At 69.8% G+C, this 15,351-nt stretch carries 12 protein-coding genes; 6 read left to right on the top strand and 6 right to left on the bottom strand.

Going from position 1 to position 15,351, the window contains the following annotated elements; genetic code table 11:
- Nucleotides 1-87: 87 nt before the first annotated feature.
- From K7G19_RS10765 to purN, 3 genes are all read right to left on the bottom strand, one after another.
- Complete coding sequence (locus K7G19_RS10765; protein WP_226107226.1) at nt 88-1,449, bottom strand: mechanosensitive ion channel family protein; 1,362 nt, start codon at nt 1,447-1,449, stop codon at nt 88-90.
- A gap of 109 nt (nt 1,450-1,558) precedes the next feature.
- The gene (locus K7G19_RS10760) at nt 1,559-2,962 is read right to left on the bottom strand and encodes an RsmB/NOP family class I SAM-dependent RNA methyltransferase (protein ID WP_149316712.1); all 1,404 of its coding nucleotides are present in this window, start codon (nt 2,960-2,962) and stop codon (nt 1,559-1,561) included.
- Entirely contained in the window at nt 2,959-3,699 is a 741-nt protein-coding gene (gene purN / locus K7G19_RS10755) for a phosphoribosylglycinamide formyltransferase (RefSeq protein WP_226107225.1), read from the bottom strand. The genes K7G19_RS10760 and purN overlap by 4 nt, the downstream gene beginning before the upstream one ends.
- A gap of 195 nt (nt 3,700-3,894) precedes the next feature.
- On the opposite strand from purN, the gene K7G19_RS10750 reads away from it, so the two are divergent.
- The gene (locus K7G19_RS10750; protein ID WP_149316710.1) at nt 3,895-4,554 is read left to right on the top strand and encodes a response regulator transcription factor; all 660 of its coding nucleotides are present in this window, start codon (nt 3,895-3,897) and stop codon (nt 4,552-4,554) included.
- Between the two features lie 210 nt (nt 4,555-4,764).
- Here K7G19_RS10750 and K7G19_RS10745 read toward each other — a convergent pair whose 3' ends face one another.
- On the bottom strand, nt 4,765-6,570 hold the full coding sequence (locus K7G19_RS10745) for a hybrid sensor histidine kinase/response regulator (RefSeq protein ID WP_226107222.1): 1,806 nt from the start codon (nt 6,568-6,570) through the stop codon (nt 4,765-4,767).
- Nucleotides 6,571-6,785: 215 nt separating this feature from the next.
- Between K7G19_RS10745 and K7G19_RS10740 the strand changes: the two genes are divergently transcribed.
- The 5 genes from K7G19_RS10740 (at nt 6,786) to dut (ending at nt 13,294) form a co-directional block, all read left to right on the top strand.
- The gene (locus K7G19_RS10740) at nt 6,786-7,802 is read left to right on the top strand and encodes a bifunctional riboflavin kinase/FAD synthetase (protein ID WP_149316708.1); all 1,017 of its coding nucleotides are present in this window, start codon (nt 6,786-6,788) and stop codon (nt 7,800-7,802) included.
- Nucleotides 7,803-7,919: 117 nt separating this feature from the next.
- On the top strand, nt 7,920-10,838 hold the full coding sequence (gene ileS / locus K7G19_RS10735; protein WP_226107220.1) for an isoleucine--tRNA ligase: 2,919 nt from the start codon (nt 7,920-7,922) through the stop codon (nt 10,836-10,838).
- Nucleotides 10,838-11,362 (top strand): signal peptidase II, encoded by a 525-nt coding sequence (gene lspA, locus K7G19_RS10730; protein WP_006578057.1) that lies wholly within the window; start codon nt 10,838-10,840, stop codon nt 11,360-11,362. Before ileS ends, lspA begins: the two co-directional genes overlap by 1 nt.
- 92 nt (nt 11,363-11,454) lie before the next feature.
- Nucleotides 11,455-12,654 carry a bifunctional phosphopantothenoylcysteine decarboxylase/phosphopantothenate--cysteine ligase CoaBC gene (coaBC, locus tag K7G19_RS10725; protein WP_226107218.1) on the top strand — a complete coding sequence of 400 codons (1,200 nt, stop codon included), beginning with the start codon at nt 11,455-11,457 and terminating at the stop codon, nt 12,652-12,654.
- Between the two features lie 139 nt (nt 12,655-12,793).
- Nucleotides 12,794-13,294, top strand: coding sequence for a dUTP diphosphatase (dut, locus tag K7G19_RS10720; protein ID WP_149316705.1), 501 nt, complete (start codon nt 12,794-12,796; stop codon nt 13,292-13,294).
- 133 nt (nt 13,295-13,427) lie between these two features.
- On the opposite strand, the gene K7G19_RS10715 is transcribed toward dut, so the two are convergent.
- Together K7G19_RS10715 and K7G19_RS10710 are read right to left on the bottom strand one after the other, a co-directional pair.
- Nucleotides 13,428-14,282 (bottom strand): VOC family protein, encoded by an 855-nt coding sequence (locus K7G19_RS10715; protein WP_226107216.1) that lies wholly within the window; start codon nt 14,280-14,282, stop codon nt 13,428-13,430.
- A 65-nt stretch (nt 14,283-14,347) separates the two neighbouring features.
- Nucleotides 14,348-15,340: a tripartite tricarboxylate transporter substrate-binding protein gene (locus tag K7G19_RS10710; protein WP_149316703.1), complete on the bottom strand. Its 993-nt coding sequence runs from the start codon at nt 15,338-15,340 to the stop codon at nt 14,348-14,350.
- Nucleotides 15,341-15,351 lie beyond the last annotated feature (11 nt).

Raw genomic sequence — 15,351 nt, 5'->3', positions numbered from 1 at the left:
CTTTTCGTTTGCCGTGTTGGACGCCGAAAACGATACTTCGTTCCTTCAATGGCGATGGCGTCACATACGCGACCTGTCGCGCCCTTCTTATGCCGATTCCGCCGCATTGGCCGCGACCCGCGACACCAGCGTCCCGTCCGTGGGCAGCACACGCAACTCGCGCTGCGGATAGGGAATCGAAATGCCGCTGGCCCGGAATGCCTTCCAGATGGCGCGGTTCATTTCCGATTGCACGCCCAGCTTGCCGTTCTGCGGATCGGCGATGAACCCCGCCACCTCGTACTCGACCCCGCTGTCGGCAAACGCCACCAGGAAGGCCGACGGCGCCGGGTCCGCCAGCAGGCGCGGAATGCCGCGCACGGCCTCGGTCAGCAGTGCCAGCACCATCTCGGGATCGGCGTCGTAGTCGGCCTGCACCCGGGTCGCCACCCGTACATTGGTATTCGAGAACGAATGGTTCTGCACCGACTGCGCGACCAGCTGCTCGTTCGGCACCAGCGTCTCGCCGTCGCCATTGCGCACCACGGTGTAGCGGGTGCGGATCTGCGCCACGATGCCGGTGTACTTGTCGACCGTGATCTGGTCGCCGAGCTTGACCGAGCGGTCCAGCAGGATGATGAAGCCCGACACGTAGTTGCTGGCGATCTTCTGCAGGCCCAGGCCCAGGCCGACGCCGAGCGCCCCGCCGAATACCGAGAGCACGGTCAGGTCGATGCCGACCAGCGACAGGCTGAACAGCAGCGAAACCAGCAGCAGCAGCGCCTTGGACAGCCGCGTCAGCACCACGCGCAGGCTGGTGTCGATGGTCGCCGAGCGCATCAGCCGCTCTTCCAGCCACGAACCGAACCACAGCGCGGCCAGCACCGTCAGCAGGATCCACACGCAGGCCATCAGCAGATCGGCCACGCTGATGCGCTGCTGCCCGAGAGCGAACTGGATCGAATCGAGCCACTGCACCGCCTCGGACAGCATGCCGAGCACGTACAGCGCCATGCCGACCCAGACCAGCGTGGTCAGCACCTTCTCCACCAGCGTCAGCATGCCGTGCAGCTGGCCGTTCCCGGACAGCACGCGGCGCAACACGTAGAAGGCGAAATAGAGGAAGGTGATGCCGAACAGCGGCACCAGCGCCAGCCGCAGCATGCTGACCGGAATCAGCGGCGCCAGCGCGAAGCGCGCCGCCAGCACCAGCAGCCAGCCGAACAGCGGAAACATCGCGCGCTCCAGGCTCGCGGCGGCAAAGCGCAGCGCGAAGCTCGAACCCGCGTAGCGCGCCTCGAGCCGCCCGGCGACATGGCGCGCCAGCGGCCAGGCCAGCAGCACGCAGCCGGCCAGCACGGCCAGTTGCCACAGGAAGCCGGGGTCGCCGGCATCCTGCATCAGGTCGCCCAGCATCTTGCCGAACACGGTATGGGATTGCGACAGATCGGTCAGGGAGTTGGAGGCCATCGATCGACGAGTTCAACCAGTGAAGAAAGCAACGACAGTGAAGAACAAAAAAATACCGGGCGGTGAGTGCCCGGTATCCGCGAAACGACAGGGGCCGGGGCCCCCATGCTCATTGGCGCGAGCGCTCCAGCACCGCCGCGAAGAATCCGTCGGTCTGGTGCAGATGGGGATAGAGCGCCAACGTCTGCGCGTCCTCGGGCAGGTCGGCGATCGCGATCTTCTGCTCGGCCAGCACCTGTGCCACCGGCACGAGCTGGAAGTCGGCATGGCGGCTCAGGAAGTCACGCACGATCGCCTCGTTCTCGGCCTCGAGCACGCTGCAGGTGGCATAGACCACGCGGCCGCCCGGCTTGACCAGGCGCGCCGCCGATTCGAGGATGGCCGCCTGCTTGGCGGTCAGCTCCAGCACCGTCTGCGGGCTCTGGCGCCATTTGAGGTCCGGATTGCGCCGCAGCGTGCCCAGGCCGCTGCAAGGCGCGTCGACCAGCACGCGGTCGATCTTGCCGGCCAGCCGCTTGACCTTGGCGTCCTGCTCCGAGTCGATCAGCACCGGATGGACGTTCGACAGGCCGCTGCGCGCCAGGCGCGGCTTCAGGTTGGCCAGGCGCTTGTCCGACACGTCGAAGGCGTAGAGCCGCCCGGTCGAGCGCATCAGCGCGCCGAGCGCCAGCGTCTTGCCGCCGGCGCCGGCGCAGAAGTCGACCACCATCTCGCCGCGCCGCGGGGCGACCAGATGGCACAGCAGCTGGCTGCCCTCGTCCTGCACCTCGACCAGTCCGTTGATGAACAGCGGCAGCTGGTTCAGCGCCGGCTTGCCCGCCAGGCGGATGCCGGTCGGGGCGATCGGCGTCGGCTCGGCCGCAAGTCCGGCCTCCTCCAGCTCCGCCAGCACGGCCTCGCGCGAGGTCTTGATCAGATTGGCGCGCAGATCCAGCGGCGCGGGCCGCAGCCAGGCATCGCCGAGCGCGGCGGTAAAGGCCTCGCCGTGCCGGGCGACCAGCTGCTCGTACAGCCACTCAGGCAGATTGGCGCGCACGCGCGGCGCCAGGCTGGCGCGTTCGATGGTCATCAGCCGGTCCAGCCACTGGGCCTCTTCCGGATACAGGAACGGCGTCAGCGCGTCGCGACCCAGCGTCGCCGCCAGGCCCAGCAGGGCCAGCCGGCGCGGCGCGGCGCCCGAGCCGGACTCGGCGAACTGGGCGAATTCCACGCGCCGGCGCAGCACGGCAAACACGGCCTCGGCGATGATGCCCCGCTCGCGGTGGCCGAGCTTGGGATTCTCGCGGAAGTAGTAGCTGACCACGGCGTCAGCGGGCCGCGCGAACAGCATCACCTTGCCGAGCAACCGGTCGATATGCTGGATATGCGTGGCGTGCAGGGCGCCGTGCGGACGCGCCTGGCCGTCGTTGGCGCTCTCGCGCGGCGAGGTGGCCTTGCGCAGCGGGCTTGTCTTGCGTTTGGTGCGGGAGGGCGGACGCGCGCCGCCGCGCGGTGCCTGGGCGGGACGGGTCATTGACGGGCTCCGGTGGTATCGATGGGGGTGGCGGAGTCCGAGGGGGAGTCCGAAGTGGGGTTCGAAGCGGAATTCGGGGCGGTGGCGGCATCGTCGGACGATGCGGCCAGCGCGATCAGCAATTGCGGTTCGGGCGGCTCGACATGGACCACGCTGTCCTTGACGCGCAGCCGCCCTTCGACGAACCAGCGCACCGCGCGGGGATAGATCTGATGCTCGCAGGGCAGCAGCCGCTGCGCCAGCGTGTCGGGGGTGTCACCAGGACCGACCTCGATCGCCGCCTGCAGCACGATGGGACCGTGGTCCAGCGCGGCGGTGACGAAATGCACGCTGGCGCCGTGCACCTTGACGCCGGCCTCCAGCGCCTGCTGGTGGGTATGCAGGCCGGGGAAACTGGGCAGCAGCGACGGATGGATATTCATCATGCGGCCGGCATAGTGCTCGACGAACTCCGGCGTCAGGATCCGCATGAAGCCGGCCAGCACCACCAGGTCCGGCACGTGGGCGTCGATCGCGTTCGCCAGCGCCTTGTCGAAGCTGGCCCGGTCGGGATAGTGGCGATGATCGACCACGCCGACCGGAATGCCTTGCGCCGCGGCGAACTTGAGGCCGGGCGCGTCGGGGCGGTTGGACAGCACGGCGGCGATCCGTGCCGGCCACGCCTGCTCGGCGCAGGCCCGGACGATCGCTTCCATGTTGGAACCGCGCCCCGAGATGAGGATGACGATATTTTTCATCGCGCAATTCTACCAAGCGGCGCCCCGCGACAGCGCCGTGGAAGCCTTCCGCCGCAAACTGACCGGCCCGCGCTTCCCCCGATTGCGGATTGTGACGTCCCGCTCGCTCTGCTAGAGTCGCCCTATCGCCCATCCGCCCGCTCGACGGGACGGGACCATACAACAAGGGCGAAGCTGTTTTAGACGGGAAATCGCATGTCGAATGTTGCACCGACCTTGCTGGTGGTCGACGACCACCCCATGGCGCTGTCCGGCACCACCCTGTTCCTGGCGCAGGTGATGCCCGATGTTGCGGTCCATGCCGCCGGGAGCGCCTCCGAGGCGCTGGACACCCTCCAACGCGGGCTCCGGCCCGATATCGTGCTGCTCGACATCTGGCTGAACGACGGCACCGGCTTCGATGCCATGCAGACGCTCAAGGCCATCGTGCCGGCCGCACGCTTCATCTTCATGTCGGCCGAGGCCACGCCCGAGATCGTCGAGCGGGCCCGCGCGCTGTCCGCCTTCGGCTTCGTCGGCAAGCATCTGGACGCGCCGGCCTTCGCCGCGGTGGTGCGCCGCGTGCTGGCCGGCGACACCGCCTTTCCGTCCGACGAGGCGCTGAACGGCCAGCCGCGCGCCTTCGGCCCGACGCACAGCATCCCGGTCACGCCGGCCGAACTCGGCCTGACGCCGCGCCAGGGGTCGGTGCTGGCGCTGGTGCTAGAAGGGCTGCCCAACAAGGTCATCGCGCGCGAGCTGGGCCTGACGGAGAACACCGTCAAGGAACACGTGTCAGCGATCCTGCAGCGGCTGGGCGTGCGCACGCGGATGCAGGTGATGTCCCGCATGGAGCGGTTCCGGCTGCGACAGTAGACGCGGCTCGCCGGGCAGCACGCGGCCAGCCGGCTCAGGCGAGTCAAAGCCTGTTGAAGCCCGTCAAAGCCAGTTGCCAGCTCAATCTGGTTCAGGGCGGCTCGGGGCGCTTCAGGGCGGCTCGGGGCGCTTCAGGGCGGTTCAGGGCGGTTCAGGGCGGCTCGGGGCGGCCTGGGGCGGCTCAGGCAACCCAGGCGGCCGCCAACGCCTTCATGCCGTCCGCAGCCAGCGCCGCAGCAGCATCCGCAACGCCCCCGGGTCGACCGGCTTGGGCAGCACGAAATAGCCGGCCTCCTCGGCCTCGGCCAGCGCGGCCGACTTGAGGTCGCCGGTCAGCAGCGCGCTGCGCGCCTGCGGCTGGGTCTGCTGCCACCGCTCGAGCAGCGCCAGCCCGTTCTCCGTTCCCGGCAGCCGCAGGTCGCAGAAGATGATGTCGGGCCGCAGGCCGCCGGCGAACATCCGCTCGGCCTCGGCGCCATCGGCGGCGCACGACACCCGCACGCCCCAGGCCTCCATCAGCGCGATCCAGGCATTGCGCACGTGGCTGTCGTCGTCGACCACAAGCACCTGGCCGTGCAGCCGGTCCGGCATCGCGTGCTGGGCCACCGCGTCGCGGCGCATCGCGCGGATCGTGGCCACCGACTCGGCCGGCGCCGGATTGAGCGTGAACCAGAACATCGAGCCCTTGCCCGGCACCGAGCGTACGCCGTAGGTCCCGCGCATCAGCCGCACGCATTCCTTGAAGATCGCCAGCCCCAGACCGAGCCCGTGCGAGCGGTCGCGCTGCGGGTTGTGGACCTGGAAGTACGGCCCGAAGATGTCCGGCAAGTGCTCGGCCGGGATGCCGGCGCCGGTGTCCCAGACCTCGATGCGCACCTGGCTGCCGCGCATGCGGGCGCCGACCAGCACCCGGCCCTGGCGCGTGTAGCGCAGCGCGTTCTGCACCAGATTGAACAGCGCCCGGCGCAGCAGCACCGGCTCGGCCATCGCGTGCAGCTCGCCGGCCACGCGCGGCGACAGCCGCAGCCCGGCCGCCCGTGCGTCCCCGGCGAACTGGTCGCAGACCTCGCGCACCAGCTGGCCGACATCGCAGGGCTCGAGCGTCGGCAAGACCTTGCGGCCTTCCAGCTTGGACAGGTCCAGCAGCGAGCGGAACAGCAGATCGATGGTCTGCGTGCCGGCCGCGACCTGCTCGACCAGCGGCCGCAGCGCCGGCGAATCGTTGCGCGCGCGCAGCGCCTCGACCAGCATCACCAGCGCATGCACCGGCTGGCGCAGGTCGTGGCTCGCCGCCGCCAGGAAGCGGGATTTCTCCTCGCTGGCATGCAGGGCGCGCTCCTTCTCCTGCTGGAACTGCCGCGCCAGCCGGCGGCTTTCGCCCTCCAGCCGGATCGCCCGCACCAGCGAGCCGTGCAGGTTCAGCGCATGGCGCGCCAGCATCAGCGCATAGATCACCAGCAGCAGCCGGATATAGCCGCCGTGGCCGGGAAACGCGTAGCCCGCCAGCAACAGATTGGGCACCAGGATCGGAATGCCGACATAGAGCAGGTTGACCGGGGCCGGCGCCTGCGAGCTCGCGCCGCCGGCCAGCGCGCCGAGCGTCAGCACCAGCAGCACGCCGGAAAACACCGGGGACGACGACACCAGGTGCAGCAGCGCCGCGCTGCCCCAGCTCACGCCCACCAGCACCGCCACGCCGCGCATCGGGTCGCGCCACTTGCGGGTATGGGCCGAGCGGCTCAGCGTCGGGATATCGCGCAGGTAGCCCAGGTAGAACCAGGCGCAACCGGCCGCCTGCAGCAGCATCGCCGCGCACCAGGCCAGCAGCGCGCCGCGGCTGGCCTCGTGCCAGAAGGCGGCGGCCGTCAGTCCGGGCAGCAGCAGGGCCGTCACGATGCCGCTGGGCATCACACGATGCACCGCGGCCAGCAGCTTGGCCTCGGTATCGGCGTCCAGCGGCGGCGCGGGCGGCGGAAGGATGCGCTTGAGCAGCGCGATCAGGTTGGCGGGCGGCACCGGGAAGCGGCGTGCGTGACGGCGAGAATGTGGACGCGACATATCATGCCGACTTTCGCCGCCGTCCGCCACCGGGCCTGGGGCCTCGACACAGCCGAGGGTGCCCCCGCCACGGCCGCCCGGCAGGCACCGGGCAGTGTTGTGCGGCAAGGCGGGGGGAAAGCGCCCATTCCCTTTATAATCCTGCCTTTATCCAACCGATTGTCGCCGTCCTCGTGAAAGTCTTCCGCGGCCTGCCCAATGCCGAGAGCCGGGCACCCTGCGCACTGACCATCGGCAATTTCGATGGCGTGCACCGGGGCCACCAGTCCCTGCTCGCGCGCGCGCGCGCGGCCGCCGACGCGCGCGGACTGCCGCTGTGCGTGATGACCTTCGAGCCGCACCCGCGCGAATTCTTCACGCCGGACCGCGCCCCGACCCGCATCGCGCTGCTGCGCGACAAGCTCGAAAGCCTGCGCCGCAACGGCGTCGACCGCGTGGTGGTCGAGCACTTCAACGCCCATTTCGCCGCCCAGTCCCCCGAAGCCTTCGTCGAGAACGTGCTGTGGCACGGGCTGCATGCGCGCTGGGTGCTGGTCGGCGACGACTTCCGCTTCGGCGCGAAGCGCGCCGGCGACTTCGCCTATCTGCAGCAGGCCGGCAAGCGCTACGGCTTCGACGTCGAGCAGATGGGCTCGGTCTCCGAGGGCGGCGTGCGGATTTCCAGTTCGGCGGTGCGCCAGGCGCTGGCCGAGGGCGACCTGGACCACGCGCGCCGGCTGCTGGGCCATGGCTATGCGATCAGCGGCCACGTCGTGCATGGCCGCAAGCTGGGCCGCGACCTCGGCTTTCCGACGCTGAACCTGCGCATTCCGCACAAGCGCCCGGCCGTCAACGGGATCTTCGTGGTACAGGTGCACGGCATCGCCGACACCCCGCTGCCCGGCGTGGCCAGCATCGGCGTGCGGCCCACGGTCGAGGACGCCGGGCGGGTGCTGCTGGAAGTCCATCTGTTCGATTTCGACCGCAGCGTCTACGGCAAGCTGGTGCGGGTCGAGTTCATCAAGAAGCTGCGCGACGAAGCGCGTTTCGACTCGCTGGAAGCGCTGACCGCGGCGATCGCCAAGGATTGCGCCGACGCGCGCGCCTTCTTCGGCATGACCGAGCCCGATGCGCAGGCCGCGGCGGACGCCGCCGGCGCTGCCGGCACGCCGGCGGAGCGCACCACCTCGGCCACGGACCGAATTAGCTAGCGGCCGGCTTTCGCCGCGCATGCGCGCGCAGCCGGGTCACCGCCGACCCAGCCCCAATTTTCGCGCCGGCCCGCACCCCCCGGGCCGGGCGCTCACCGAATCGCCCTGAGAATCGTCATGTCCGACACCAAGCAAGCCAAGGCCGGCGCCAAGCCGGAGAACAAGAGCGCCGAGAAGAGCAAATACCCGGTGAACCTGCTCGACACCCCGTTCCCGATGCGGGGGGACCTGCCCAAGCGCGAACCGCTGTGGGTCAAGCAGTGGCAGGAAAAGAAGATCTACCAGGCGATCCGCGCGGCGCGCCGCGGCGCGAAGAAGTTCGTGCTGCACGACGGCCCCCCGTATGCCAACGGCGACATCCACATCGGCCACGCCGTCAACAAGGTCCTGAAGGACATGATCATCAAGGCGCGCGGGCTGAGCGGGCTCGACGCCGTCTACGTGCCGGGCTGGGACTGCCACGGCATGCCGATCGAGATCCAGATCGAGAAGCAGTACGGCAAGGGCCTGCCGGTGCAGGAGGTCCAGGCCAAGGCGCGCGCCTACGCGACCGAGCAGATCGCGCGCCAGCGGAAGGACTTCGAACGGCTGGGCGTGCTGGGCGACTGGGACGACCCCTACCTGACGATGAACTTCAGCAACGAGGCCGACGAGATCCGGGCGCTCGGCAAGATCCTCGAGAAGGGCTACGTCTTCCGCGGCCTGAAGCCGGTCAACTGGTGCTTCGACTGCGGCTCGGCGCTGGCCGAGGCCGAGGTCGAGTACAAGGACAAGACCGACCTGTCGATCGATGTCGGCTTCCCGTTCGCCGAGACCGACAAGCTGGCGCGCGCCTTCCACGTGCCGCTGGAAACGCTGGGCGCGAAGCCCGGCTGGATCGTGATCTGGACCACCACGCCCTGGACGATCCCGTCGAACCAGGCGCTGAACCTGCATCCCGAAGTCGAATACGCGCTGGTCGACACGCCGCGCGGCTTCCTGATCCTGGCCGCCGAGCGCGTCGAGGAACAGCTCAAGGTCTACGAGCTGGAAGGCAAGGTCGTGGCGACCTGCTCGGGCGCGGCGCTGACCGAGATCCGCTTCCACCATCCGCTGGCGAAGATGGACGCCGGCTACGACCGCCTGTCGCCGATCTACCTCGGCGACTACGTGACCACCGATACCGGCACCGGCATCGTGCACTCGGCGCCCGCCTACGGCATCGAGGACTTCCAGTCCTGCAAGGCGCACGGCATGCGCGACGAGGACATCCTGAGCCCGGTGATGGGCGACGGCGTCTATGCCAGCTGGCTGCCGCTGTTCGGCGGCCTGTCGATCTGGGACGCCAATCCGCGCATCGTCGAGACGCTGAAGGCCTCGGGCAACCTGTTCAACTCGCACCGCTACGAGCACAGCTACATGCACTGCTGGCGGCACAAGACGCCGATCATCTACCGCGCGACCTCGCAGTGGTTCGCCGGCATGGATGTGGTGCCCGCCGACAACGGCCCGACGCTGCGCGAGACCGCGCTGGCCGGCATCGAGGCGACCGCCTTCTACCCGTCCTGGGGCAAGCAGCGCCTGCACAACATGATCGCCAACCGGCCGGACTGGACGCTGTCGCGCCAGCGCCAGTGGGGCGTGCCGATGGCGTTCTTCGTCCACAAGGAAACCGGCGCGCTGCATCCGCGCACGCCGCAGCTGCTCGAAGCCGTGGCCAAGCGCGTCGAGCAGCATGGCATCGAGGCCTGGCAGACGCTGGACGCGACCGCCTTCCTGACCGAACTGGGCGAGGCCGACGCCGCGATGTACGAGAAGAACCGCGACACGCTGGACGTGTGGTTCGACTCGGGCACCACGCACTGGACCGTGATCCGCGGCTCGCATCGGGAAGACCTGTACGATGCGGCCGCCGATACGCCGGACGGCCGCCTGGCCGACCTCTACCTGGAAGGCTCGGACCAGCACCGCGGCTGGTTCCACTCGTCGCTGCTGACCGCCTCGATGCTGTACGGCAAGCCGCCCTACAAGGCGCTGCTGACGCACGGCTTCACCGTCGACGGCGAGGGCCGAAAGATGTCGAAGTCGGTCGGCAACACCGTGTCGCCGCAGGACATCGCCAACAAGATGGGCGCGGAGATCATCCGCCTGTGGGTGGCCTCGACCGACTACTCGGGCGAGCTGTCGATCTCCGACGAGATCCTGAAGCGCGTGGTCGAGGGCTACCGCCGCATCCGCAATACGCTGCGCTTCCTGCTGGCCAACCTGACCGACTACGACCACGCGCGCGACGCGCTGCCGCCGTCGGAATGGCTGGAAATCGACCGCTACGCCGTCGCGCTGACCGCGCAGCTGCAGAAGGAAGTGCTGTCGCACTACGACGTCTACGAATTCCACCCGGTGGTGGCCAAGCTGCAGACGTTCTGCTCGGAGGACCTGGGCGGCTTCTACCTGGACGTGCTGAAGGACCGGCTCTATACCACCGCGCCGGACTCGAAGGCGCGCCGCGCCGCGCAGAACGCGCTGTTCCACATCACGCAGGCGATGCTGCACTGGATGGCGCCGTTCCTGTCGTTCACCGCCGAGGAAGCGTGGCAGGTGTTCGCGCACGGCACCGCGCATGCCGACACGATCTTCACCAGCACCTACTACACGGTGCCGGAGGTCGATCAGGCCGACGATCTGCTGCAGAAGTGGCACGCGGTGCGCGCGGTGCGCGCGGAGGTGACGAAGCAGCTGGAGGCGGTGCGGGCCGAAGGCGGCATCGGTTCGTCGCTGCAGGCCGAGGTGTCGATCCAGGCCGGCGGTCCGGCGCTGGAGGCGCTGGCCAGCCTCGGCGACGATCTGCGCTTCGTGCTGCTGACCTCGGCCGCGACGGTGTCGCCGGCGCCCGAGGCGGGCGACCTGCTGGTGACCGTGCATCCGTCCAGCCATGCCAAGTGCGAGCGCTGCTGGCACTATCGCGAGGACGTCGGCCATGACGCCGCGCATCCGACCCTGTGCGGCCGCTGCACCAGCAATCTGTTCGGCGCCGGTGAACCGAGGAGCCACGCCTGATGGCCGCGACCACCCGTACCGCCCGCGGCCGGGCCGCGAGCAACAAGAGCCGCAGCGGCACGCCGCTGCTGTGGCTGGCGTTCGCCGCGCTGGTCGTGGTGCTGGACCAGTTCTTCAAGATCGTGATCGTGCGCAGCTTCGACTATGGAGAATCGCGCCCGGTCACCGGCTTCTTCAACCTGGTGCTGGTCTACAACAAGGGCGCCGCGTTCAGCTTCCTGGCCGACGCCGGCGGCTGGCAGCGCTGGTTCTTCACCGGGCTGGGGCTGGCGGTCGGCGCGTTCATCGTCTGGCTGCTGTTCCGCCATGCCGGCCAGAGGCTGTTCAGCCTGGCGGTGTCGCTGGTGCTCGGCGGCGCGATCGGCAACGTGATCGACCGCATCGTCTATGGGCATGTGGTCGACTTTCTCGACTTCCATCTGCGCGGCTACCACTGGCCGGCGTTCAACGTCGCCGACTGCGCGATCACGGTCGGCGCGGTGCTGCTGATCGTCGACGAATTCCGGCGGGTGCGCCGGCACTGAGCCCGCGCCGAAGCGCGCCGTGCGATGAGCCGGCGCGTCGTTCGGCGCGCCGGTATCATCGACTCCCTCCCCCTCGCATCGAAGGCCACTCCATGGATCTGCGCGGCAAACATCTCGTACTCGGGCTGACCGGCGGCATCGCCTGCTACAAGTCGGCCGAGCTGGTCCGGCTGCTGACCAAGGCCGGCGCCACCGTCCAGGTCGTGATGACCGAGGCGGCGACGCAGTTCATCACGCCGGTCACGATGCAGGCGCTGTCCGGGCGCCCCGTGTTCACCTCGCAATGGGACGGCCGGATCGCCAACAACATGGCGCATATCGACCTGTCGCGCGAGGCCGATGCGATCGTGATCGCGCCGGCCTCGACCGATTTCCTCGCGCGGCTGGCCAACGGCCTGTGCGACGACCTGCTGTCGACGCTGTGCATCGCGCGCGATTGCCCGCTGCTGGTGGCGCCGGCGATGAACCGGCAGATGTGGATGGCGCCCGCGACCCAGCGCAACATCGCGCAGCTGCGCGCCGACGGCGTCGCGGTGCTCGGTCCGGGCAGCGGCGACCAGGCCTGCGGCGAGGTCGGCGACGGCCGCATGCTGGAGCCCGAGGAACTGCTCGACGATATCGTGGCCCACTTCCAGCCGAAGGTGCTGGCGGGCCGCCGCATGCTGATCACCGCCGGCCCGACCTTCGAGGCGATCGATCCGGTGCGCGGCATCACCAACCGCTCGTCGGGCAAGATGGGCTTCGCGCTCGCGCGCGCGGCGCGCGAGGCCGGCGCCGACGTGCTGGTGGTGGCGGGCCCGACCGGGCTGCCGACCCCGCGCGGCGTCGCCCGCATCGACGTGCAGAGCGCTCAGCAGATGCACGACGCGGTGCTGTCGCAACTGCGCGGCATCGACGTCTTCGTCGCGGTGGCCGCGGTGGCCGACTGGCGCCCGGCCGAGGTGGCGGAGCAGAAGCTGAAGAAGGCCAACGACACCGACACGCCGACGCTGCGCTTCGTGCAGAACCCGGACATCCTGGCCACCGTGGCGGCCCGGCCGGATGCGCCCTATTGCGTGGGCTTTGCCGCCGAAAGCGAAAACCTGGAGCAGTACGGCGAGCAGAAGCGCCGCCGCAAGGGCGTGCCGCTGCTGGTCGGCAATATCGGCCACCACACCTTCGGCCTGGACGAGAACGAGATCGTGCTGTTCGACGAGCGCGGCGCCACGCGTCTGCCGCGGGCGGACAAGCTGGCGCTGGCGCGGCAGCTGGTGGCGGCGATCGCCGAGCGGCTGCCGGTCGCGCGGCCTTGACCGGCATCGCGCATATCACCGCCCCCTGCTTGTCTCCCCTCTCCACCTGAGGCGGAAAAGGGGAACACGGTCTCCCTTCGAGCCCCTGATCCCGTATTCCCGTATTCCATATTCCCGTATTCCCGATTCGCACATTCCCATGACCGCTTCCCCGAACCCGACCGTCGAAATCAAGATCCTGGACGCGCGCCTGCACGAGTGGGGCCTGCCCAGCTACCAGAGCGACATGGCCGCCGCGATCGACCTGCACGCCTGCCTGGACGCGCCGCTGACGATCGAGCCGGGCACGCCCGCGCAACTGGTGCCGGCCGGCATCGCGGTGCATATGGGCAACCCGTATATGGCCGCGACGATCGCGCCGCGCTCGGGCCTGGGACACAAGAAGGGCCTGGTGCTGGGCAACTCGATCGGCGTGATCGACGCCGACTACCAGGGCCCGATCATGGTCAGCGTCTGGAACCGCAATGCGCCGGGCACCGAGCCGATCGTGATCCAGCCGGGCGAGCGCATCGCGCAGATGATGTTCGTGCCGGTGCTGCGCCCGGTCTTCACGACGGTGGAAGCGTTCTCGAGCGAATCGGCGCGCGGCGCCGGCGGCTTCGGCTCGACCGGCGTGCATCACGGCGGCGCGGCGGCCTGAGGGTCGCCGGCGCGGTCACCGAGGCGGTCACTGGCGCGGTCGCCAATGCAGTCACCAATGCAGTCACCAACGCAGTTGCCGCCGCAGTCGCCGGCGCGGTCCCCTGCGCAGTCACCGGCCCGGTGACCGGCCCTCAGCGCTGCTCGAACAGCAGCGCGACGCCGGCGGCCGCGTGGGCCGGGATCAGCGTCTCGGTCGCGCTCAGGTCGAGGCTGGGCACGCCGGCCTCGCGCCACAGCGCGCGCGCCTGTTCCAGCGACGCGGTGCGCATGCGGATTGCCGCATAGCCCGGCACCGCCTGGCGGATATGGCCGGTGCCGGTCGCGGCGGCAAGGGCCTGCGGGGTCGACAGCACCAGCGTCGCGTCGCCGACGGCCAGGCTGCAGACGTGCTCGCTCAGCTGGGTCAGCTCGGCGCCCATCAGTTCGGCATAGGCCCGCGCGGCGGCATCGACCAGCGACGGCGCCACCACCAGGAACATCGTCCCGATCGCCTGCGCACCGTTCGCGTGCGTCATCCATTCCGGCCGCCACAGCAGCTCGGGCGTGCGGTGCTCGCACAGGAAGAAGCGGGCGCCGGGCGCGTCGTCCATCGCGGTTACGCGGAAGCTGGCCGGGTGTTCCGATCCGTCGTCCAGGCGCACCGGACGCGAGAACTCGACCGGCTCGGCGGTATGCCAGCCGCCGCCGCGCAGGGCCGCGGCATCGGCCACCGCATCGTCGCTGCGGCACGACAGCGCGGCGCAGCCCCCGCCGTGCTGCTGGCTGTGCCAGTAGTACTGCAGCGCCTCGCTGGGGCCGTCGACATGCATCAGCTCGAGATAGTCTCGAGCCAGCATCACGCAATGGTTCTGCGAGCCCAGCGTATGGAAGCCCCGCGGCGTCAGCGTGAAGCCGAGCCGTTGCCAGGTCTGCGCGGCGGCATCCAGGTCGGGGCAGATCACGACGGCATGGTCGAACTGGCGCTGCGCTGCGATGGTCGCTGTCATTGCCGCTGTCCTTGCGTCACGGTGGGACGATTGCCCGGATCGATCAGGGATCGGTCTCGGGGCGATTATTCGAACTGAAGATTGGCATGGCGGGCAACCGCCTGCCACCTGTCGTGCTCGCGCCGGACCAGCTGGCCCAGCGCTTCGGGTGTACCGGCCACGGGTTCGAGGCCATGCGCGGCCAGCGCCGAGGCGACCCGCGGCGCGCGAATCGCGTTCGACAGGGCGCCATGCAGGCGACCGACCACGGCCGCCGGCAGTCCGGCCGGACCGAACACGCCGATCCAGCCATAGGCCTCGAAGCCCGCCAGGCCCTGCTCCGCGACGGTCGGCACCTGGGGCAGCTGTGCCAGCCGGCGCTCGCCGGTCACGGCCAGCGCCTTCAGCGTGCGCGTCTGCAGGTGGGCCTGCACGGCCGCGTAGCTCGCCAGCACCAGGTCCGCCTGGTCCGACAGCACGGCCTGCACCGCCGGCCCCGTGCCCTTGAATGCCACGTGCCGCCACGACGCCCCGCCCTCGCTCGCCAGCGCCTGCGCGGCCAGCTGACTCAGGCTGCCGGAGCCGGGCGACGCGACCCGGATCGCTTCGTCACGCTGCCGGGCCAGGCCGATCAGCGCACGAATATTGTCGACGGGCAGCGAAGGATGGACGGCGACCACCAGCGGATGACGGGCCAGCTGCGAGATCGGCGTGAAGTCGCGGAAGGTGTCGTACGGCAACTGCTTGTACGCGATCGGCTGCAGGGCGAGGCTGTCGAAGGCCATCAGCAGCGTCTGCCCATCGGGCCGGGCGCGCGCCACCGCGGCCGCGGCCTGCAGGCCGGCGGCGCCGGGACGGTGATCGACCACCACCGGCTGGCCGAGCGCCTGCTTCAGGCCCGGCTGCAGCTGGCGGGCCACCACGTCGCCGCTGCCGCCCGGCGGGATCGGCAGCACCATCGCCACGTGGCCGCCGTACGTGCTCGCGGACTCGCCCGGCAAAGCGTGGGCGGTCAACGGGATCGGGGACGTCGCGGCCAGCGGCAGCGACTTCAGCATCAGACGACGCAGGCGAAACATCGGTGGCTCGT

The organism is Cupriavidus sp. DB3 (assembly GCF_020418465.1).
Taxonomy (GTDB): Bacteria; Pseudomonadota; Gammaproteobacteria; order Burkholderiales; family Burkholderiaceae; genus Cupriavidus; species Cupriavidus cauae.
Note: the sequence above shows the minus strand (reverse complement) of the source record. Positions and strands in the feature narration are given on the sequence as shown.